General features: G+C 68.4%; 14 protein-coding genes and 5 pseudogenes. 8 read left to right on the top strand and 11 right to left on the bottom strand.

The genetic code is table 11. The features are described 5' to 3' along the window. Nucleotides 1-1010: 1010 nt before the first annotated feature. Nucleotides 1011-1565 carry a hypothetical protein gene (locus AB0D04_RS06220; protein WP_362699888.1) on the bottom strand — a complete coding sequence of 185 codons (555 nt, stop codon included), beginning with the start codon at nucleotides 1563-1565 and terminating at the stop codon, nucleotides 1011-1013. 299 nt (nucleotides 1566-1864) lie between these two features. Between AB0D04_RS06220 and AB0D04_RS06225 the strand changes: the two are divergent. After that, nucleotides 1865-2198, top strand: a pseudogene (locus AB0D04_RS06225) (DDE-type integrase/transposase/recombinase); the annotation flags it as partial. Nucleotides 2199-2599: 401 nt separating this feature from the next. On the opposite strand, the gene AB0D04_RS06230 reads toward AB0D04_RS06225, so the two are convergent. From AB0D04_RS06230 to AB0D04_RS06250, 5 genes are all read right to left on the bottom strand, one after another. Then, nucleotides 2600-3058 (bottom strand): hypothetical protein, encoded by a 459-nt coding sequence (locus AB0D04_RS06230; RefSeq protein WP_362699889.1) that lies wholly within the window; start codon nucleotides 3056-3058, stop codon nucleotides 2600-2602. Between the two features lie 66 nt (nucleotides 3059-3124). After that, nucleotides 3125-3409, bottom strand: a complete 285-nt coding sequence (locus AB0D04_RS06235; RefSeq protein ID WP_362699920.1) for an aldehyde dehydrogenase family protein — start codon at nucleotides 3407-3409, stop codon at nucleotides 3125-3127. A 6-nt stretch (nucleotides 3410-3415) separates the two neighbouring features. Continuing rightward, nucleotides 3416-3589 carry a hypothetical protein gene (locus AB0D04_RS06240; protein WP_362699891.1) on the bottom strand — a complete coding sequence of 58 codons (174 nt, stop codon included), beginning with the start codon at nucleotides 3587-3589 and terminating at the stop codon, nucleotides 3416-3418. A gap of 207 nt (nucleotides 3590-3796) precedes the next feature. Continuing rightward, nucleotides 3797-5986: a catalase/peroxidase HPI gene (gene katG, locus AB0D04_RS06245; protein WP_362699893.1), complete on the bottom strand. Its 2190-nt coding sequence runs from the start codon at nucleotides 5984-5986 to the stop codon at nucleotides 3797-3799. A gap of 285 nt (nucleotides 5987-6271) precedes the next feature. Continuing rightward, complete coding sequence (locus tag AB0D04_RS06250; protein ID WP_362699928.1) at nucleotides 6272-6727, bottom strand: LysR substrate-binding domain-containing protein; 456 nt, start codon at nucleotides 6725-6727, stop codon at nucleotides 6272-6274. 147 nt (nucleotides 6728-6874) lie between these two features. Between AB0D04_RS06250 and AB0D04_RS06255 the strand changes: the two are divergent. Both AB0D04_RS06255 and AB0D04_RS06260 read left to right on the top strand, forming a co-directional pair. Beyond that, a pseudogene (locus AB0D04_RS06255) lies at nucleotides 6875-7029 on the top strand (IS5/IS1182 family transposase); the annotation flags it as partial. Between the two features lie 364 nt (nucleotides 7030-7393). Then, nucleotides 7394-9112 (top strand): PKD domain-containing protein, encoded by a 1719-nt coding sequence (locus AB0D04_RS06260; RefSeq protein WP_362699895.1) that lies wholly within the window; start codon nucleotides 7394-7396, stop codon nucleotides 9110-9112. 81 nt (nucleotides 9113-9193) lie between these two features. On the opposite strand, the pseudogene AB0D04_RS06265 reads toward AB0D04_RS06260, so the two are convergent. Then, nucleotides 9194-9362 (bottom strand): annotated as a pseudogene (locus AB0D04_RS06265) (cysteine hydrolase); the annotation flags it as partial. 345 nt (nucleotides 9363-9707) lie between these two features. Here AB0D04_RS06265 and AB0D04_RS06270 point away from each other — a divergent pair. Beyond that, nucleotides 9708-12548 carry a SpoIIE family protein phosphatase gene (locus AB0D04_RS06270; protein ID WP_362699897.1) on the top strand — a complete coding sequence of 947 codons (2841 nt, stop codon included), beginning with the start codon at nucleotides 9708-9710 and terminating at the stop codon, nucleotides 12546-12548. A 582-nt stretch (nucleotides 12549-13130) separates the two neighbouring features. Beyond that, a complete protein-coding gene (locus AB0D04_RS06275; RefSeq protein ID WP_362699922.1) occupies nucleotides 13131-14120 on the top strand; it encodes an extracellular solute-binding protein in 990 nt (329 codons plus the stop codon). A gap of 196 nt (nucleotides 14121-14316) precedes the next feature. Here the strand turns inward: AB0D04_RS06275 and AB0D04_RS06280 are convergent, their stop codons facing one another. Next, nucleotides 14317-15261: an AraC family transcriptional regulator gene (locus AB0D04_RS06280; protein ID WP_362699899.1), complete on the bottom strand. Its 945-nt coding sequence runs from the start codon at nucleotides 15259-15261 to the stop codon at nucleotides 14317-14319. A 45-nt stretch (nucleotides 15262-15306) separates the two neighbouring features. On the opposite strand from AB0D04_RS06280, the gene AB0D04_RS06285 reads away from it, so the two are divergent. Beyond that, complete coding sequence (locus tag AB0D04_RS06285; RefSeq protein ID WP_362699901.1) at nucleotides 15307-16179, top strand: SDR family oxidoreductase; 873 nt, start codon at nucleotides 15307-15309, stop codon at nucleotides 16177-16179. A gap of 339 nt (nucleotides 16180-16518) precedes the next feature. Here AB0D04_RS06285 and AB0D04_RS06290 read toward each other — a convergent pair whose 3' ends face one another. Beyond that, nucleotides 16519-17721 carry an epoxide hydrolase family protein gene (locus AB0D04_RS06290; protein WP_362699902.1) on the bottom strand — a complete coding sequence of 401 codons (1203 nt, stop codon included), beginning with the start codon at nucleotides 17719-17721 and terminating at the stop codon, nucleotides 16519-16521. A 589-nt stretch (nucleotides 17722-18310) separates the two neighbouring features. Here AB0D04_RS06290 and AB0D04_RS06295 point away from each other — a divergent pair. After that, nucleotides 18311-18696 (top strand): annotated as a pseudogene (locus tag AB0D04_RS06295) (alpha-amylase family glycosyl hydrolase); the annotation flags it as partial. 3 nt (nucleotides 18697-18699) lie between these two features. Here AB0D04_RS06295 and AB0D04_RS06300 read toward each other — a convergent pair. Further along, nucleotides 18700-18882 (bottom strand): annotated as a pseudogene (locus tag AB0D04_RS06300) (hypothetical protein); the annotation flags it as partial. A 296-nt stretch (nucleotides 18883-19178) separates the two neighbouring features. On the opposite strand from AB0D04_RS06300, the gene AB0D04_RS06305 reads away from it, so the two are divergent. Further along, a complete protein-coding gene (locus AB0D04_RS06305; RefSeq protein ID WP_362699904.1) occupies nucleotides 19179-19997 on the top strand; it encodes a hypothetical protein in 819 nt (272 codons plus the stop codon). Nucleotides 19998-20157: 160 nt separating this feature from the next. Here AB0D04_RS06305 and AB0D04_RS06310 read toward each other — a convergent pair whose 3' ends face one another. Beyond that, nucleotides 20158-20295: a hypothetical protein gene (locus tag AB0D04_RS06310; protein ID WP_362699906.1), complete on the bottom strand. Its 138-nt coding sequence runs from the start codon at nucleotides 20293-20295 to the stop codon at nucleotides 20158-20160. Between the last annotated feature and the right edge of the window lie 88 nt (nucleotides 20296-20383).

Here is a 20383-nt window from a genome sequence, read left to right on the forward strand (position 1 = left end):
AAACGGGCGCGCCTGTCACCAGGCGCCACGCGATTCAGGGCCGGGCTCACGCAAACCGATGGCAGCGGTCAACCGGCGCACACCAGCCAGCAAGGGCGGCAGGCGAGGTGGAAGCGCTCACCGGCAGCGGTGCGCGTTGACGTCATGGCCGAGCGACACCCACAGGGCAATGCCGTGAGACCACCACGGTCTCCTGCGGGTTCCTCGACCGGCACCGGTCGCTGAGCGACTGCGGCGCAGACGTCTTAGGCGGTCCGAAGACGGACGAACATGTAGGACATGACGAGGACCGTACCCGATCACGGGTCCCCTACCGAAACCCCATTCCTTTCCCCGCGGGGAGGACTGACCTCAGACAAGGGCGATCGCGGCCAGAACTTAAAAACATCATGCGTCCCCAGCCCAGGTGATGGGCGACCGCCCGCATGCCCATGCCCCGGTCGAGACATTCGTGAACCAGGGCGTGATGGGCACGGCGCCGATCGGCCATCCGCCCGGTCGTGGAAGCGATTTGCGACCTGTTGGGCCTGGGGCGCCATGACGCGGCGAAGGAGGGTGTGGTGGCTCGTCACGATGCCCATGTGGGCCGCGAGCCGGGCTCCGGCCCGGCCTGCCGGCGTGAGCCCGAGCACGCCCATCGCCAAGCGCAAGCGTTCAGTGGTCTGGCCATGCCGTCGGGTCAGGCCCGGTGGCTGCTCGACGAACGTGCGCTGAGGGCAAGCCGTGTTCGCGCGGACGAACCGGCGCAACCACAGCGATATGACGGTCCGTTGGCCGGCGCAGGGAGCCCCACAGGAGAGCGCGGGCAGGAGCCGTGAACCCGGCTCGACCAGTCACCGCACACCGGGCAGCAAGCGCCGAGGGCGGTGCATCGCGCCTCGACGCGTGTCGCCTCCCCACCCGCCCCGGCGGACTCGACCGCGACGTTCGCGGCAGAGAGGGACAGCAGTGACTCCTGCGGTCGCGCGGGCTTCCAGGAAGTTGCTCGGTATGACGAGCCCGCCCCGGCGCTACCGGACCCGCGCCCTACGCCACTCCACTTCGTCGGCGGTCATCGGGGCGTTGATGCTGTACACGTCGCCCACCCGTAGATTGTCCGGTGTGCTGTACTCGCCGTAGGTGCCGATGACGGAGACGGCCACCTGAGAGTCGGGCTGCCAGAACGTCCGGTAGTACGGTGCGTTCGCCGGGTCTTGCGGGATCTCCAGCAGGGGGATGCCACGCCGCTCCAGCAGGCGCTGTAGCTTCTCGAACCGAAGCCTGGGGGTGAACCGCCCGTAACGGGCGCGGAGCGTCTCGTTGACGAGTGTACGGTCCCGGTACGCGAGCCTGTGTACCTGCAAGGTGAAGTGGCGGCCCGACCAGGGGTGGTCGACGGCAGCGCGGTCCCAGAAGAACTCGGCCAGGCCGTAGTCACGGAACATGCTCCGGTCGCCAAAGTTGTTCTCACCGAAGCCCGCCCCCAAGACATCGGTGACGTGGTCGGGAGAGTCTGTCGGGCGAAGGCCGAGCACGGTTCCGGTGGCGACGACGTCGACGTAGAACGCCAGAGAAAATGGGGTCAACTGCTGTTCCTTGATGCGGTGCGGTCCAATGTGGTGAGCTGCCCCCGGGGGACTCCGTCAATTGTCGTTCAGCGTGTGCGGACCACAGTTGTTGAGCCGGAGCTGGATGCTCATATGACCCGGTAAAAACAGGGGGCGCCGCGGGGATCCTGCTGGTGGCCGGCGCGGCCGTTGTGGACGCAGTCGCTGTACTGCCGGCGACGCCCGGCACGGTTCCTGCCAGAGGATGCGACACAGGGGGATGCAATTCCACCCGGGCGGGAGGAGGAGCGAGTATCCGATCGGTGCGACTGGCCTTCGGCTTCGACCACCTGCACTCCGCCATCGACGACCACTCCCGCCTGGCCTACACCGAGATCCACCCCGACGAGAAGGCCGCCACCTGCGCGGGCTCCCTCACCCGCGCCGCCGCGTTCTTCCACACCCACGGCATCACCCGCATCGAACGGGTCCTGACCGACAGACCGACAGACCGACAACACCTGGGCCTACCGCAAAGACCTGACCTGGAAACAAGCCCTCGCCGACCTCGGCGCGACCGGCAAACTCACCCGCCCATACCGGCCCCAGACCAACGGGAAAGCCGAACGCCTCCACCGCACCCTGCTCGGCAAATGGGCCTACCAACGGCCCGGGCGGTCGTGCGCGAAGCCATATGACCAAGGCAGCGCCGATGAATCTCAGACTGCGTAGGAGCAGCAGAACGGCGACCGAGAGCCCGAGCATGCCAAGGCAGTTCACCCAGAACTCCTGCTTGAGGAAGCGTGCGCGGTAGTGGGCGTACGAGGCGGCCAGGAAGTAGGCGATGACCGCTGCGTTGGTGGCGAAGCCGATGCCGTCGTACTTCAGGCCGGCGACCAGCCCCGCCGTTGCCAGGAACTTGATGGCAATCAGCGTCCACCACCAGTCACGGGGGAAGCCGACCCCGTCAAGACAGCCCTGGATGAAGCCAGGTGGGCGGATGGACATCAGCGCGTCGCCGAACAGGACGAGCGCCAGCACTGCCGTGGGCCACCATATTTGGGGCGTCTCTGTCATTCTTGTTCTCCTGATTGACTGATGACGAACGTGACGGCGTCACGTAGTTGGGCAGTCGCAACTTCCTCTTCGAGGGCGCCGTTCGCCACGGTCATGAGGAGCCCTAGGTAGGAGAAGTAGACGAGTCGCGCGCCGGTCCCGGCATCGTCCGTGCTGAGCCCGGTTCGAGACAGGACCTCCTGCAGCTCTGCGATCAGGGCCAGGGCCAGGGCCTGGAAGATCTCCGACTCATGACTGCCACGCACGATGATCGCGGCGTACTCGCGCGAGAGCGCCCGATTCCGGGCGAAGTAGGCGACGAACGGCTCGAACAGCGCCATGACTTCGTTGACGGCGTCAGCGGAAGCGCAAAGTGGTCTGCCGGTGTCGTGATCGCTACTGCGCGCCTTGTGTACGGCATCGATCCAACCGTCGAAGATCGACACGAGCAGCGCGCCCTTGTCCCCGACAGCCATCACGGTCCCCGTGCTGACCCCTGCGTCGGAAGCGATCTGCCGGATGGTCGTCGGGGAAGAGGGAATTCATGGTGAATGACACCCGCAAGGAACTTGCCGAGCCGGACTACGCTCGAGTGTGGGAACCCAGCTCTCCCGCCCGGGCAGGCGCGCACCGCTGTCGGGAGTGAGGTCGGCGCGGACGGCGCCCGCGTAGAAGCGGACGAGGTCGACGCACTGCTCCACCTCGCCCCGGGCCTCGGATGCCGGTTTCCCCGTTCCGGCCTGTTCGGCGCGTACGTACTCGTCAGCGGCCTCCTCGACGGTGGCCGCGAGGTTCAACAGCCTGCGGGACCGCTCCCCTGTGGTCAGGCCGGCTCACTCCGGGGCAGCGGCTTGCGCCGCGGTGACCGCATCGTCGACACGGGACGCGGCCGCGGCCACGACGGCGGTTCGACCGCGGCCGGTCCTGGGGTCCTTGAGGCCGGCTCCTTTTCCGGGGAGGGCGTTGTTTCCGTCGGTGTCGGTGTCGAAGGACGGGGTCTGCGTCATGCCCGTCGCGTTACCCCGCCCGGATTCCCGCACTCGAAGCCTTTCGGCTCTGTCCGAAACCGGCCGCCGAATGTCCGAGGGTGGCGAGCGGAGTATCCGGGCGACGCCGCACGCCGTCTTCACGGCGGAGTCGCCGCCCGTCACCACCCAGGCCTGATACCGCGGATGTCCCGGTCGGCCGGTGAGTGGCCGACCGGGACATCGGGCTCAGGCCAGGTCGAACCGATCGAGGTTCATCACCTTGTCCCACGCCGCCACGAAGTCACGCACGAACTTCTCTTCCGCATCCTCGGACGCGTAGACCTCCGAGACGGCTCGGAGCTGGGAGTGCGAACCGAAGATGAGGTCGACGGCGGTGGCCGTCCACTTGGCCTCGCCGGTGGCGCGATCCCGGCCTTCGAATACGTTCTCAGCCGAGGCCGACGCCTTCCACTCCGTGCCCATGTCGAGCAGGTTGATGAAGAAGTCGTTGGTCAAGGTCTCCGGCCGGTGGGTGAAGGCGCCGTGTGGGGATCGCTCGAAGCCGGTGTTCAGGGCCCGCATGCCGCCGATGAGAACCGTCATCTCGGGAGCGGTCAGGGTCAACAGGTTGGCGCGGTCCAGCAGGAGAGTCTCCGGCGACAGCTTCTCTCCCGCCCGGAGGTAGTTGCGGAACGCATCTGCCCTGGGTTCGAGCACGGCGAACGACTCCACGTCGGTCTGCTCCTGCGAGGCGTCCGTACGCCCCGGCGCGAACGGGACGGTGATGTCGTGCCCGGCGTTCTTCGCGGCGAGCTCAACGGCCGCGCACCCGCCCAGGACGATCAGGTCAGCGAGCGAAACCTTCGTTCCGCCGGTCTGTGAGAGGTTGAAGTCCCGCTGGATCTGCTCGAGGGTCTGCAACGCCTCGGCCACCTCGGGCAGGTCGTTGACCTGCCAGTCCTTTTGCGGAGCGAGTCGAATCCGTGCCCCGTTGGCCCCGCCACGTTTGTCGGTGCCGCGGAAGCTTGCCGCCGACGCCCAAGCGGTGGTGACCAGCTGGGAGACGGACAGCCCCGAGGCGAGGATCCTGCCCTTGAGGGCGGCGATGTCCCCGTCCGCGACCAGTTCATGATCGGCCTCAGGGACGGGGTCCTGCCATAGCTGCGGCTCGGCAATCCACGGGCCGAGGTAACGCGAGACGGGTCCCATGTCGCGGTGCAGCAGCTTGTACCACGCCTTGGCGAACGCTACCGCGAGCTTGTCCGGGTTCTCGTGGAAGCTCTTCGTGATCGGCGCATAGATCGGATCCAGCTTCAGCGCGAGGTCCGTCGTCAGCATCATGGGTGCGTGCCGCTTCGACGGATCATGGGCATCGGGCACCGTGTCCTTGGCCGACGGATCTGCGGGAGTCCACTGCTTCGCACCGGCGGGGCTCGTCGTCAGCTCCCAGTCGTACCTGAACAGGTGGTCGAGGTAGCCGTGGTCCCACTTCGTCGGCTCGGAGGTCCATGCGCCCTCAAGCCCACTTGTGAGCGCGTCGGCGCCCTTGCCGCTGCCGTAGGTGTTCCGCCAGCCGAGGCCTTGCTGCTCGAGGGTGCCGGCCTCGGGTTCCGGGCCGATGTACGCGGGATCGACTGCACCATGGCACTTGCCGAACGTGTGGCCGCCGACGATGAGCGCAACCGTCTCCTCGTCATTCATCGCCATACGCCCGAAGGTCTCGCGGATGTCCCTGGCGGCAGCCATCGGATCCGGGTCACCGTTGGGCCCCTCCGGATTGACGTAGATCAGTCCCATCTGCACGGCGCCGAAAGGCCCGGTGAGTTCCCTGTCGCCGGTGTAGCGCTCATCTCCGAGCCAGGTGTCCTCGGGCCCCCAGAAGATTTCCTCGGGTTCCCAGATGTCCTCTCGCCCGAATCCGAACCCGAACGTCTTGAACCCCATCGATTCCATGGCACAGTTACCGGCGAAGACCAGAAGGTCGGCCCAGGAGATTTTCCGGCCGTACTTCTGTTTGACCGGCCAGAGCAAACGGCGCGCCTTGTCGAGGCTCGCATTGTCCGGCCAACTGTTGAGGGGGGCAAAGCGCTGAGCGCCGGCGCCGCCACCGCCCCGGCCATCGGCGATGCGGTACGTTCCCGCGGCATGCCAACTCATCCGGATGAAGAGCGGCCCGTAGTGACCGTAGTCGGCCGGCCACCAGTCCTGCGACGTCGTCATCACCTCGAAGACGTCCTGCTTCAGCGCGTCGACATCGAGGGTCGCGAACTCTTCTGCGTAGCTGAAGTCCTCGTCCATCGGATTGGACCGGGACGAGTGCTGGTGAAGAATCTGAAGGTCCAGCTGATTCGGCCACCAGTCCCGGTTCGTCCTGGGCTGGGTCGGCGTGGGGGCCGGGGCGGAGATTGCTGGGTTCTCGCTTTCGCTGCCGGACACGTCCGTCCTTCTTCCTGTCTCGGTTTCCGTCTGCTGGCTGCTTGCTCTTGACGTGGGTTTGCCTTGCTGGTGTCGAGCACTGCGACCCGCGCTCGTAGCGCGCCATGGCGCCCGCCGGCCGGAAACGCCTGACCAGACCCGCAGCAGTCAACGCGGGCTAGCGGCCAGCGAGAACCTTCCCTCATGCACGACGCCGACGATCGAGCCTGGGTCGGCGTCCGTATGGTCGCGCACCGCAGACCGCACCGCTACGAGAACACGCAGGGCATCCCCGCGTAACAAGACTCAAAGCCCAAAAACGACGCGGTCACCCTCGGCGGCACCGTCTCCGGCGAGCACGGCTTCGGCCTGCTCAAGCGGCGCGGCCTGACGCTTGATATCGCCCTCGACAGCCGCGACAAGAGGGAATTCGATGCCCTCACCGTGAGCTGTCGCGGAGAGGGCGGGTTCGAACTCTTCTACCTGATGGTCGCTGTAAGTCACCGGGGCACCGTTGAGGCGGGGGTCGCAGGCCCAGAAGTCACGCCATACGTTCGGAATCTTCGGTGACCAGCCGATGAAAGGACGGTCGGAGAGCTGGGCCAGTGTCAGCGGCCCGTGACTGGCGACAGCGTCAGCAGCGGACATGCAGGCCATATGCGGGCCGGCGGCCAGGGTGCGGGTCTGGATGCCGGGCCGCGTGAAAACCCGCGCCAAGAAGTCCCTGCGCCACATTTCTCTGGTGGCGGCAGTGACCGGCACCCTCGTCCTGGGTCTCTCGGCCACTCCAGCCGCAGCCAGCGGAACCGGCTGCCGGCCCGTCGACGGGCCGAACAACTTCAACAGAGCCTGCCTGGACGCCACCGGCACAGGAGTTCGCCGCTTTCCGCCCCCAAGCAGCCGCTCGACTGCTCCGACCAGGCGATCGCCGACGCGGACCTGCGCGGCCACCACCATCGCACTGCCAGGACGAGTGGATCCAGCTCGGCGTCTCCACCACACTCGAGCAAGCCGCGCTGGAGACCGACGATCGGATCATCGGCCTCGTACTCGACCAGATCGCCGACTCGAACCCCGACTCGAACCCCAGTGGCGGCCGCCGTCCAGGATCGGGCTTCGCCAGCCGCCGGCTGGTCGTTCTGCGGCCTACTGCCTTGCGATGCCGACCGTAACTGCTGGTAAGTGATCAGTTTCACTCGGTATGGGACCCCGTCCGCAGTCCGCGCCAGTCTCCAGGCTGCCATCATCCCTATCGGTGTGGGATCCAGTTGATTCCGCATGGACCGAAATGACAGTGACAACAGGGGTGTTGGCGTGAAATTAGCGTGGTCGCGGTGGGTTGCGCCAAGGCGGGCGAGAACCGGCGCGGGTTCCGTTCCGAGCGGGCCGGGGGTGTCCCGTCGCTCGTTGGCGGCGAGGTGCTTCGCGGTGGTCGGCGCGACCGTCGCGCTCCTGAGTCAGCCGCTCGGCGGACTCCCTGCCGCGGCGCAGACCAGTGCCTTGCCCGGTTCGGCGTTCCCGCTCGTTCTCGACGTGGACTTGACTCCGAATCCGGTGTGCAGCGGAGCCGTGCGCGGCCGGGTGGAGATCTACGATCCCGCCGCGGCGAAGGCCGGAGCCACCGTGGAGTGGCGGGTACGCGCTGGTGAGGAGCAGCTGGCCGGCGGGCGCCTCAACATGGCCGCCAATGTCGGCACGGCGAAGTTCAGCATCCCCTTCGACCGGGTGCCCGCAGCCGAGACCGCCCTGCAGGTCGACGCCCGCATCGCCGGCTCGACTGGCGGCCATGCTCCCGGCCACTACGGCAAAGTCTGGCGGGACACCATCCGCCGGGGGTGCGACCCCGTTCGGGTGGCGTCCGTCGGTGACTCCGTAGTCTGGGGGCAGGGCCTGGACCACCACCAGAAGTTCCCTTATCTGACGGGTGAGTCGCTCGGTCGTGAGACCGGCCGGGGCCATCAGCACATGGACTATTCGATCTCCGGAGCGGTGCTCGACGCGCCCGAGCTGCCCGCGGGCAACGATGACGCGGCCTGTCTGCACACGACGGAAAAGCAGGACCCGGACGGCGACGGGGAGATGGAGTTCGGCGAGGTCACCCAGCAAATGCCGGATGTCTTCTGCCAGTTGGAAAAGGCGGGCGCCCAGGCGCGGGCGGGCGGCTACGGTCTCGATCTGGTCGTGATCAACGGGTGCATCAACGACCTCGATCCCTTCTTCGGCATCGGCGTCGGCATCACCCCCGGCTCGGAGAACCTGCCCGAAGCGGTGAAGCGCGAGTGCTCCGGCGTCGGCGCGGCAGCGGAGAACCCGGCCAAGGACGTGCCCTACTTCAGCGGTGCGAAGGTCGGATACGGCGGACGCGGGATGCAGGCGGCGATCGTGAAGGCCCATTCCCTGCCGGGGCGGCCGAAGGTGATCGTGGCCGACTTCTACTACGCGCTGAGCCGCAGCAGTTCTCCGATCCCGGTGAAGAGCTGTTCGCGCCCGGGAGTCGCCGGGGCTCGGCTGGCCTCCTGCAAGGGCGCCCTCGGCGGCGTGGCCGAGCGTTACGAGCAGTACACACAACTGGCCAATGCTGCCTACCATCAGGCGGCAGCCGCCGCCAACAAGGCGTCCACGGACGGTCCGTACGCGGTTGCGGCCGACGGACTGTTCACCGTGGACAACGCCCTTCTCACCCGGGACTCCAAGGTCTGGAACACTCCGGTGACCGACCCGGCGTTCCCGCTGCGCACGCGGGCCTGCCCCGAGCTCAGCGCGACTCCGCTGCAGTGCCTGAGTGCGGCCGTCGCCCACCCCGACATCGAGGGCGCCCGGCAGTACGCCGACGCTTTTCTCCTCAACCCGAGTGTGCGCAAGTGGTTCCACCTCCCCCGGCAGGGACCCCGGGCGCAGCTGAACGTCCCGGAGAACGCACACGTCGGCAGTGAGGTGCGCATGTCGGTGACGGTCGACGGAAAGCCGCCCGCCGCCGGGTATCGCTACCACTGGTACTTCGGCGACGGTACGCAGCGGGAAGCCGGCAAAGCGACCGTCATCCATGCCTACGACCGTAAGGGGCCGTGGCTGCCACGGGTCGTGATGACCGGTATGGATGGGAGAAGGGTCCTGGTCGAGGCCTCCCGGGCCATCACCGCGGACTGAAGAATCCGGCCAGGAGGGCGGCTCGCAGGCGCGGGCCGCCCTGTGCCGGAACGGTACGGGCCCTCAGGCAAGAGGATGCCGCTACTGCGGTGCGATGGCTGTGAGCCAGTCCTCGACAGCGACGACATCCGCCCACTGCGGAACCAGCTTTCCCATGAGAACCCGGTGCACTTCGGGGTCGGTATCCCACGTCGAGGTCGCTGCCCGAGAACGCGCTTCCCCGCCTCTTGGTGACCACGATGTCCCGTTGGACGTCCATCACAAGGAGGGCGCTGTTGGCCATGCTCACTGTCCCTTCGACAGAGGAAACAAGAGCAAGTCCGGGGGCTCAACCGAGCTGCGGTGAGGGATTTCGAGGCTCCCCCCGAGCGCGGGTGTGGTCGAAGGCCCCGTGCCGTCGCACCGCCGTGCTGCGGCACCATTCGAGTGGTCACCGCCTTCGTCTTGACCCTGGCGGTCCCGCGCCCGGCCCCTGGCACGCCGTGGGGCGGCGAGGGCCGGTGCAGCCGTAGCCTGGCGGCCTCTCGCCGGTACATGGGGCAGCTGCCGTAGCACGCCTTGCCAGCACCTGGGCAAAGCAGGATAAATGTGAACCATGAGCGGAAATCCGGGCCGTTTCCGGCGTTGGCTGAGCCACGCGCCCGGCCGTTCCGCTTTTCCGGGCCCGACCCTTGCCGGGAGCGGCACCGGTGACCGGCAGGACGAACGCTCCGCGGGGGCCGGAGGTCCGCAGCGCATACGGCGCTCGTCGACCACGCGCAGCGTCGCCCGGGAGGTCTTCCTCCTTCAGCTGGTGCTCGTGGTGCTGCTCGTCGCGGCGGCAGTGGTGGCCATCCTCGTCCAGACCCGGCGGGACACCATGACCGACGCCCGGCACCGGACTATCGCCGCCGCTGAGTCCTTCGCGCACTCCTGGGGGCTCCAGCAGGCGCTGAACAGCGACAATCCGACCGCGAAGCTCCAGCCGCTCGCCGAGGCCGCCCGGAAGGCCTCCGGCGTCGACGCCCTCATCGTGTACAAGCTCGACGGGATCACCCTCACCCACAGCGACCCGCGGCAGATCGGCAAGCACGTCATCGGCCCGTATGCCGACGCCGCCCGTGGCAAGCCCTTCACCAGGACCTTCGAGGGCGCGCTGGGCCTCTCCGTGATCTCTGCGGCCCCCGTCAAGGACTCCTCGGGCAAGGTCGTCGCCATCGTCGCCGCACCGGTCACGGTCGAGAAGGTACAGAAATCGGTCAACCAGCAGCTGCCGATCTTCGTGGGCACCGCAGTCGGGGCACTGGCGCTCGCCGGAGGCGGCGCGGGGCTGGTGAGCCGTCGGCTGCGCCGGCAGACCCACGGTCTGGGACCGGCCGAGATGACCCGGATGTACGAGCATCACGACGCGGTCCTGCACGCGGTGCGGGAGGGCGTCCTCATCGTCGGCCGCAACGGTCGGCTGCTGCTGGCCAACGACGAGGCACGGCGGCTGCTGGACCTGCCGGCGGACGCGGAGGGACGCCGTGTCGGCGACCTGGGGCTGGACCGCCGCACGGCCGAACTCCTGGCGTCGGACCGGATCGCCACCGACGAGGTGCACCTGGCCCAGGACCGGCTACTGGCCCTCAACAAGCGGTCCGCCGGCCGCCACGGAGCCCACCAGGGAAGCGTGGTGACCCTGCGCGACACCACCGAACTGAGGTGGCTGTCAGGGCGCGCCGAGGTGGCGCGGGAGCGGTTGAGACTCCTCTACGACGCCGGGGTACGGATCGGCTCCACGCTGAATGTCGAGCGCACTGCCGAGGACCTGGCGCAGGTGGCGGTCCCCCGGTTCGCCGACATCGTCACCGTCGAGCTGCTGGACCCGGTCCTGAAAGGCGAGGAGCCGGCCGCGGCGGGTACCGAGCTGCGCCGGACGGCCATCGCCGGCCTGGCGGGGGACCATCCGCTCTACCCCGTCGGCGAACTGATCCGGTTCGTTCCGGGCACCCCCATGGCGGCGAGTGTGGATCAGGGCCGCTCCATCGTGGAGCCGGACCTGGCCGGCTCTTCCGGCTGGCGGTCCCAGGACCCGGAACGTGCCCGACGCATCCTGGACCTGGGGGTGCATTCATTGGCGGCCGTACCGCTGCGCGCCCGGGGAGTGGTGCTGGGGCTGGTGGACTTCTGGCGGTCGGGGAGCTCCCCTCCGTTCGACGACGAGGACCTGTCCTTCGCCGAGGAACTGGCGGGGCGGGCCGCGGTGGGGATCGACAACGCCCGGCGCTACACCCGTGAACGCACGATGGCGATGACACTCCAGCGCAGCCTGATGCCCCGCGGCCTGCCCGACCAGGACGCCCTGGAGGTGGCGCACCGCTACCTCGCCGCCCAGGCGGGAGTGGGCGGGGACTGGTTCGACGTCATCCCACTGCCCGGCGCCCGGGTGGCTCTGGTCATCGGCGACGTGGTCGGACACGGCCTGCACGCGGCGGCCACCATGGGGCGGCTGCGCGTCGCCGTGCACAACTTCTCGGCCCTGGACCTCTCCCCCGACGAACTGCTGCGCCACCTGGATGAGCTGGTGACCCACATCGACGTCCCGGGCGAGGACGCCGAGGAGGGACCTGCGATCACCGGCGCCACCTGTCTGTACGTCATTTATGACTCCGTCTCCGGGCGGGTCACCGCGGCCACGGCCGGCCATCCACCGCCGGCCGTGGCCCACCCCGACGGGAGGGTGGAATTCCTGCACCCTCCGGTCTCCCCGCCGCTGGGTCTGGGCACCGGCCTGCCCTTCGAGACCATTGAGCTGTCGCTGCCGGAGGGCTCCCGGCTGGTGCTCTACACCGACGGGCTGGTCGAGAACCGCAGCCGCGACCTGGACGCGGGGCTGGAAGCACTGCGTGCGGCCCTCGCCGGACCGGAACGTACGCCGGAGGACACCTGCGCCACCGTCATGCAATCGATGCTGCCCGCCAGGTCCGCCGACGACGTCGCGCTGCTGGTGGCCCGGACCCGGCGGCTGGACCCGGCACATGTCGCCGAGTGGGACGTGCCCCGCGACCCGGCGGCGGTGGGCCCGGTCCGCAACGACTGCGTCCGGCAGTTGGCGGACTGGGGTCTGCAGCACATCGCCTACGGCACCGAGCTCATCCTCAGCGAACTGATCACCAACGCCATCCGCTACGGCGCCGAGCCCATCCACGTACGGCTCCTGCACACCCGCACCCTGATCTGTGAGGTCTCCGACGGCAGCAGCACCTCCCCGCACATCCGCCAGGCGAAGGACACCGACGAAGAAGGCCGCGGCCTCTTCCTCGTCGCGCAGTTCGCCGAACACTGGGGAACCCGCTACTCCCCCAGAGGCAAGACGATCTGGGCCGCTCAGGCGATCGGCCCCGACGCCCTGGCCTCACAAGAGGAGTCCGGAGACGACCTGCTCAGCCATTGGGAGCACCTCGGGGAGTGGTGAGGCCGTGGCGTGGCGCCCGGGAACGGGCGTGCCCTCCGTACGGGCGTGGCCTCCGTACGGGCGTGGCCCCCACTGGCCGCTATGACCTGGCCCGAACTCCGTCCTGACGGAGGCTCGCGAGAGGGCGGAGTACGCTGGTTTGGACCATTGCCGCAGAGAAAAGCCTCGGGTGGTGGAACGTCGCGGCGAGGTGGCGTCAGGACCGCCCGCGTACCAAGGCGTCGGCGGCTTCGCGGGAGTGCCGAGCACGCCCGCTCGGCCGGCCCGCGAGGCTCCGTCGGCGTTCCACCCCACCTCCAGGCGTGCGCCTTCCTTGGCGGTGGGGCCGCTGTACGGGCCATGCGACCGCGCCGTGACATGACTTGCCCTGGTCCGCGTCCGCCACCCGCTCGGCGTACCGCTCCCCCACCTGGCACTGCTGGAGGCGTTGTGGCTACACATCATCGGGTCCGCGCAGGCGCCCTCCTCTGCTGTCTCGGTCTTGCGGCGCTCGGTCTCGGTGCCTGCCAGGAAGGGAGAACCACCCGGCCGGTCGCACCCTCCCGGGCCGGGTCCGCTGCGGAGGCGGGCGGGACAGCCGCACTGATCAAGGCGGCGAAGCGGGAGGGGAAGCTCAACACGATCGCGCTGCCGCGCCAGTGGGCCAACTACGGCGGGCTGATCGACGGCTTCGAGAAGAAGTACGGCATCAAGGTCGTCATCGACAATCCGTACGGCCACAGCCAGCAGGAGATCGATGCGGTGAAGCGCTACCGTGGCCAGGAGCGCGCCCCCGATGTGCTCGACCTCGGGGATTCCTTCGCCCAGTCGGCGGCGCGGCAGAACCTGCTGTCCCCCTACCGGGTCGCGCAGTTCGACCAGATCCCGCCGGAGCAGAAGGACGCCAAGGCCCGCTGGTACAACAACTACGGCGGCTATGTCTCCATCGGCTGCGACGCCGCCCGCGTCCGGACCTGCCCCAATTCCTTCGCAGATCTGCTCCGGCCGGAGTACAAGGGCCTGGTCTCGATCCACGGCGAACCCACGACCGCGGGATCGGCCTTCGCCGCCGTGTACGCGGCGGCACTCGCCAACGGGGGGTCGTTCGACGACATCCAGCCGGGCATCGACTTCTTCGCCCGGCTCGACAAGATCGGCAACTACAACCGGGCCGACCCCAACCCGGCCGCCATCGCCAAGGGCAAGACACCGATCAGCATCGAGTGGGACTACCTCAACCTGCAGCACATCGACCAGCTCCGCGGGACGAGGGTGGACTGGAAGGTCTCCATCCCGTTCGACGGCAGCTTCTCGCAGTACTACGCACAGGCGATCAACAGGGACGCCCCTCACCCGGCCGCGGCGCGACTGTGGGAGGAGTACCTCTTCAGTCCGGAAGGCCAGAACCTCCGCCTTGTGGACTACGCCCGCCCGGTGCTGATGGCCGCCATGGCGAAGAACGGCACCCTCAACAAGGCCCTGGCCTCACGACTGCCGACGGTCGAGGGCACACCGCAGTTCCCGACCGAGGCCCAGCTGAACAAGGCGCTGCAGACCGTCCGTGAGCACTGGGCCAAGGCCGTCGGCGGCTGATCCTGTCCCGTCGAAGTGCATCTGGCAGGTAGAGGTTGGTCGACCTGCTGGGGTGTCAGGTCGATGGAGACAGCCGAGGGGTGGTGTTCTCCAACGGCCTGGCTTGTGCGGAAGTCTCGTTCGTGATGGAGGCAGGACCGCCGGCAGAGGAAGTCCTGTGTTCCGAGGTTGGTGCAGTTGCGGGCGAAGCGTCGGCTCAGTTCGGCTGTCGCCGCCAGGCCGAGGGGCTGGTTCCGCGGGCACGCTTGAACGCCACGCTGAAGGCGAACGCGTCCGCGTACCCGACCTCGCGGGCCACGGCTGCGACGGTTGCCTCCCTGTCACGGAGCAAGTCCGCCGCCAGGATCATCCGCCACCCGGTGAGGTACGTGAGCGGAGGCTCGCCGACCAGGCTGGTGAAGCGTGCGGCGAAGGCGGCGCGAGACATGCCGGCCTTGGCTGCCAGTTCGGCAACCGTCCATCGGTGGGCGGGCTCCTCGTGCAGGTGGCGCAGCGCGTCGCCGATGGCGGGCGCGGCCAGCGCCCCGTACCAGGAGGGGAGCGCCGTCTGCGGCTCGGCGCACCATGCCCGCAGCGCCAGCACGAGGACGAGATCCAGTAGTTGGTGCAGGACGGCGTCCTGGCCGGGTTCCTCGTGGGCGACCTCGGTGGTGAGCATGTCCAGCGCCGCACGGGTCCGCGGCCCGGCGGGCACGATCGCCAGCGGCGGGAGTATGTCCAGCAGTCGGTCGCCGACGTCGCCGCGGAATGCGTAGGCACCGCGGAGCATGGTCGTGGCTCCGGGCAGACCGTCGCCGTAGGTGCGGGGGGCCAGGCTGTGGTGGGCACGCACCCCCTCTTCGCCCCCTTCAATGACGTGTTTCTTTCCCCCCTGGACCACGACCTGGGGTGGGGTGGACGGGTGGTTCGCGATCGTGTAGCGGCCGGTCTTGGTGATGAGGGCGATGTCACCCGAGGTCAGGAGCACCGGCGAGGCGTCGGAGTCGTGGAGCCGCACCGATGCGGGGCCGCCGAGCGTGGCCACGATCGTGAGCGGTGGAGCGTCAGCAAAGGTCATGGACCAGGGCGAGCGCTGGATCAACTGTCTGATCAGCGCGTGCCTGGCACGGGCCCGGCGCAGCAGATCGCTCAGAACGTCCATGCCGACGACGCTAGACGATCGCAAAGGTATCTTTGACGTTCTCCCATGGATCGTCTTCTCTCCCTGGAGTTCTCTGGAGGCATGGAGAAGATCCTCATCTTGGGCGGAACCGGCAAGACCGGTCGCCGCATCGTCCGGCGCCTGAAAGCCGCCGGCCAGCCGGTCCGTACGGCGTCCCGCACCAGCGGCGACACCCCCTTCGACCTGGACGACCCGACGACCTGGGCGCGGGCCATCGACGGCGTTGCCGCCGTCTACGTCGTGGAGCCGAATCTGCGCGCGGGCGTGGACCGCCAGGCGCGCATGCCGAGGTTCATGGCCGAGGCGGTCGCCGCAGGCGTGCGGCGACTGGTGCTGCTGTCGGCTCACGGCGTCGGTCATGCCGACGACAGTCACCCCCTCAAGGCCGCCGAGCAGGCCGTGCGCGGCTGCGGCATCGACTGGACCATCCTGCGACCGGACTGGTTCTCGCAGAACTTCAGCGAATCCTCCTGGCTGCCGGGGATCCTTGAGGGGACCCTGTCCCTGCCCACCGGTGACGGGCGCACTCCGTTCGTCGACGCGGAGGACATCGCTGAGGTCGCCACGGCGTCGCTGACCGAAGACCGGCACAGCGGCCAGATCTACCAGCTGACCGGCCCGCGGGCGATCAGCTTCGGTGAGGCGGCCGACCTCATCAGCAAGGCCACCGGGCGCACGATCCGTCACCTCGATGTCGCCCCCGAGGACTTCGTCGAGCGCTGGGTCGCCGACGGCGTCCCGGCCGATGTCGCGCGACTGCTCACCAACCTCCTCGTGGCCGTCCGCGACGGCCGGGGCTCCGCGGTCTCCGACGGCGTGGAACGAGCCCTCGGTCGGCCGGCCCGGCGGTTCGAGGACTACGTCGCGGAGACCGCCGCCGCGGGTCACTGGAACTGACCGGACCACCCCAAGGCCGACGATCATTCCCCACAGCACCGACCGCGGGTACGCCGGTGGTCGGTGCCAGGAACCGGAGCTTGGCTGTTGGGCCGTAACGAAGCAAACGCCGCCGCTCAGCACCCGCCAGGACGTGAACCCGACAGCACGAACGAGGACGAGTGGGAATCCGACAGCTTCAATGCGACGGGACAGATCCGCCTTCGCCGAGATAACTGGCCGCCAGTGGCCACTGATGCCTTGATCTATGAGCCGTCTCCGTCGGTGACGGTCGGCGTGCGCTGAGCGGGGCCTGGAGAGCTGACGCTCACGGATCACCCCCGGTGGACCCGCCAGCAGTCACTCGGGGGCAGTCTCGCGGAGTTTCCGGAAGAACGCTTTAACATCGGCGACCAGCAAGTCCGGCTGCTCCATTGCCGGGAAGTGCCCGCCCCGGTCGTACTCCGTCCACTGCACGATGTTGTTCGTCCGGTCCGCGATGTGCCTCAGCGGGATGAAGTTGTCCCGGGGGAAGTCGGCCAGCGCGGTCGGCGTTGTCGATGGGGCGGGCGGTGTGCCCCAGTAGTCGGTGTGTGCGCGCTCGTAGTAAATGCGGGCGGACGATCCGGCCGTGCCGGTCAGCCAGTACAGCATCACGTTGGTCAGCATCACGTCGCGGTCGACGGCGTCTTCCGGGCGGTCCCGGGAGTCGGTCCACTCCTTGAACTTCTCCACGATCCAGGCCAGTTGACCCACCGGCGAGTCGGTCAGACCGTACGCCAGCGTCTGCGGCCGGGTGGACTGGATGTCCGCGTAACCCTGACGCTCACGGCTCCACTCCTGGAAGCGTTCCCAGGAGGCCAGCGTGCGCTTGCGCTCGTACGGGGTCAGCGCGTCCCACTCGTCCGCATCGGGTTCCTGCGTAGCACCCGAGTTGGGCAGCAGGTTCAGGTGTACGCCGATGACCCGGGCGGGCTGCGTTCGGCCGATCTCTCGCGAGATGCCCGCTCCCCAGTCACCGCCCTGCACCCCGTACTGCCGGTAGCCGAGGCGCTCCATCAGCTCGGCGAACGCGGCGGCCACCCGCTCGAGCTCCCAGCCCTGCTCCCGTGTCGGGCCGGACAGTCCGAAGCCGGGGATGCTTGGCAACACGAGGTGGCACGCGTCGGCCGGGTCGCCGCCATGTGCTCGTGGGTCGGTGAGCGGGCCGACGACCTCGGTGAATTCGACGATCGAGCCCGGCCAGCCGTGCGTCATGATCAACGGGGTCGCGTCCGGTTCCGGTGACCGGATATGAGCGAAGTGGAGGTTTGCCCCGTCGATCGTGGTGGTGAACTGCGGCCACTCGTTCAGCCCGGCTTCCGCAGCACGCCAGTCGTACTCATGCCGCCAGTAGTGCACGAGCTCCTTGAGGTAATCCCGGGGGACCCCGTAGGCCCAGCCGACTCCGTGCAGTTCATCCGGCCAGCGAGTGCGATCCAGACGCTCGTGCAGATCTTCCAGCTCGTCTTGCGGGATGCTGATGCGGAATGGATGAATGCCCTCGTCAGATGAATTCGTCATGCCAGCGCATGCTACGTCCAACTGTCCACGGGCAGATTCACCGGCCCGCCTCCACGTTGGTCACTCTGCGTGGAAACGGAATCGCCCGTCCGTGGGGAAATTGAAGGGGACGCCGGCAGGTGAGCTCATAACCGCCCGGAATGAGACGGGTTCAAGGCAGGGGTCAGCTTCCTGACAGCGCCGTGCACAACAAGTCCGTCAGTGCAGCGGCGGCGAAATCGGCACCATCATCGAGCAGGTCAGCACCATGACCAAGCAGGTGCAGAGCGACCCTTTTGATCGACCCGCACCCCGAAGTGCCGAAAGTTCAGGTGGACTTCGTCCAACTCGTACCAGGCTGGTCGCCCGTATGCCGAACAGCGCCGCCGGATCCAGCAGCGCTTCCTGGCGCTCCGGCCATGTCGGGTGAGCCCGCCACAGGGACACAAAACGCCGCCATGCACGGCGGAGACCGAAGCCCGTGGCCACCGGGACGGCTGCGCCCAGGTCAGCCGCGCGTCGCGCGATGAGTCCCCCGCTCACCCAACCCCTCCCTCGTCCTCCGGCCCGCGGTTGGCGGCCCAGTGCGGATCGCGTACGGACGCCGCGGGCCTCCGCCGAGGCGAAGGCGACCGCGGGCAGCAAGGCGCCCGCTGCCGCGGCGGGCAAGCCGATCGGCACCGACGCGCGCAGGACCCGATCTACTTCGTGCTCACCGCCCGTTTCCACGACGGCGGCAGCGCGAAAAACGACCGCGGCGGCAGCGAGCACACGTCGTCCGGCAACGCCGCCCACAACGACCCATGTTCCGCGGCGACTTCAAAGGCCTGGTCGACAAGCTCGACTACGTCAAGGGAATGAACGGGATTCTCCGCGATCTGGATCACTCCGGTCGTCCTCAACCGCTCCGACTACGACTACGACTACGACTACGACCGCGACGGGTACCACGGCTGGGACTTCCACAAGGTCGATGCCCGCCTGGAGTCGGCCGGGGTCGGTGGGCTTGCCCCGGTTGAGGCAGGTGTTGCCGGATGGTTCGGCGTTCGACCGCAGGTCGCCGTTGTAGGAGGACTTCCCCGGCTTGGGCTCGACGGCCAGGCCGTCGTACTCGAAGCCGTCGCCCGTCTCGTCGTAGTACCAGCTCCACTGGGAGTCGCGTACTCCGAACACCTTGGGAGACAGCTACTCCGCCAAGAAGCTCGGCTTCTCCCGCCTCTGGCAGAGCGGAACTGCGTTGTGGCGTGCTCCTGCACGCCATCGTGTCAAGGGATGGGCCACAAATACTCACGATGGATACACCTGGCGCCTCATCGACCGGTGGGCTGAACACGGCGTCAGTGCGCGGCGTATTACGGGCTACTTGCGCCCGGGCAACGACCGGCGGTCGCTCAGACCGCGTGAAGCGTCGATGCACGGGCCCTCCGAACGAGACCTCGGCGATCCCTTACGGGACCGCCGGAAGGGAACGAAGGACCGTGACAGCCCCGCGCACCACTCGCCTCGCCGCCCTCCTCGCTCTGCCCGTCACCCTGGCTCTCTCGGCTGCCGCCACCGCTCCGGCCGTCGCCGCGGAGAGAGCGTTCCAGATCAATCTGGACCAGCTGAACAATTCGGGGGGCAAGGGCACAGCGATGCTCAGTCTCAACGGGAACCAACTGACCGTGAAAATCGAGTCGGAGGGACTCGTCCCAGGCCAGCCGCACGCGCAGCACCTCCACGGCTCCACCGACGGCCATGACTTCCAGTGCCCGGACGCGAGCGACGACACGGACGGCGACGGGATCCTCAACAACACCGAAGCCACGCACAGGTACGGCGACATCAACATCTCTCTCACCACCCAGGGCGGCACGACTCCTGACAGCGGCCTCGCCGTCGACCGCATGCCCATGGCCGACGCGGCGGGCAAGCTCTCCTACGAGCGCACCCTCACCGTCTCCCAGGATGTGGTCGACCACATCAAGGACCTGCACATCGTGCAGCACGGCATCGACCCGAACGGCAACAAGAAGTACGACTTCGAGGGCGCGGGCAAGAGCGAACTCGACCCCAAGCTCCCCCAGGAGGCCACGGCTCCGGCCGACTGCGGGATCGTCGAGGGCGCGGCGGTCGGCTCCATTCCGGTGGGTGGGGTGGAAACGGGTGGCGGAACGGCCGACGGCAGCGAGATCCCCACCGCGCTGGCGGGCGCCTGCGGCCTCGCCGCCGTGGCGGCGGCCGGAACGCTGGTCCTGCGCCGCAGGATACGGGCTGCGGCAGCCTCCGCCGAGCCGACCGGAAGGGACGCCGCGTGAAGGCCCGCAGGAAGCGCGTCGCCGCATGCTGCGCCGCGGTGGGGGCGGTGGTGCTGCTCGGCGGCTGCGGGGGCGCGAATGCGGCGTCCCAGTCGGCTCCCGCCGAACGGCAGCCCGCGCAGGGAGGCCAGGCTGCCCGCGGAACGGGAACCGGGAAAGGTCAAGGGGGTGAGCGGAAGACGGGGGATGCGCAGAAGGTGGCTCCGCAGCGGATCTCCATCCCCGCGCTCAACGTCTCCTCCACACTGGAGTCGCTGGGGCGGAAGAAGGACGGCACGATGGAAACCCCCGCAACCATGCCGAGCGGTCCTTTCCGCCCTGCTCACACCCAGGTTGAGGGGTGGCGGGGGCAAGGGTCGGATCCCGGCTAGAAGTTGGCTGAAAAC

This window comes from Streptomyces sp. NPDC048483 (assembly GCF_040651455.1).
Taxonomy (GTDB): domain Bacteria; phylum Actinomycetota; class Actinomycetes; order Streptomycetales; family Streptomycetaceae; genus Streptomyces.

What these genes read in the sequence shown, in the direction of transcription:
- AB0D04_RS06230 (WP_362699889.1), bottom strand. Translation starts at nt 3,058, where the DNA reads ATGGCTGTCGGGGACAAGGGCGCGCTGCTCGTGTCGATCTTCGACGGT.
- AB0D04_RS06285 (WP_362699901.1), top strand. Translation starts at nt 15,307, where the DNA reads ATGGATCGTCTTCTCTCCCTGGAGTTCTCTGGAGGCATGGAGAAGATC.
- AB0D04_RS06270 (WP_362699897.1), top strand. Translation starts at nt 9,708, where the DNA reads ATGAGCGGAAATCCGGGCCGTTTCCGGCGTTGGCTGAGCCACGCGCCC.
- AB0D04_RS06290 (WP_362699902.1), bottom strand. Translation starts at nt 17,721, where the DNA reads ATGACGAATTCATCTGACGAGGGCATTCATCCATTCCGCATCAGCATC.
- AB0D04_RS06280 (WP_362699899.1), bottom strand. Translation starts at nt 15,261, where the DNA reads ATGGACGTTCTGAGCGATCTGCTGCGCCGGGCCCGTGCCAGGCACGCG.
- AB0D04_RS06240 (WP_362699891.1), bottom strand. Translation starts at nt 3,589, where the DNA reads ATGACGCAGACCCCGTCCTTCGACACCGACACCGACGGAAACAACGCC.
- AB0D04_RS06310 (WP_362699906.1), bottom strand. Translation starts at nt 20,295, where the DNA reads ATGGTTGCGGGGGTTTCCATCGTGCCGTCCTTCTTCCGCCCCAGCGAC.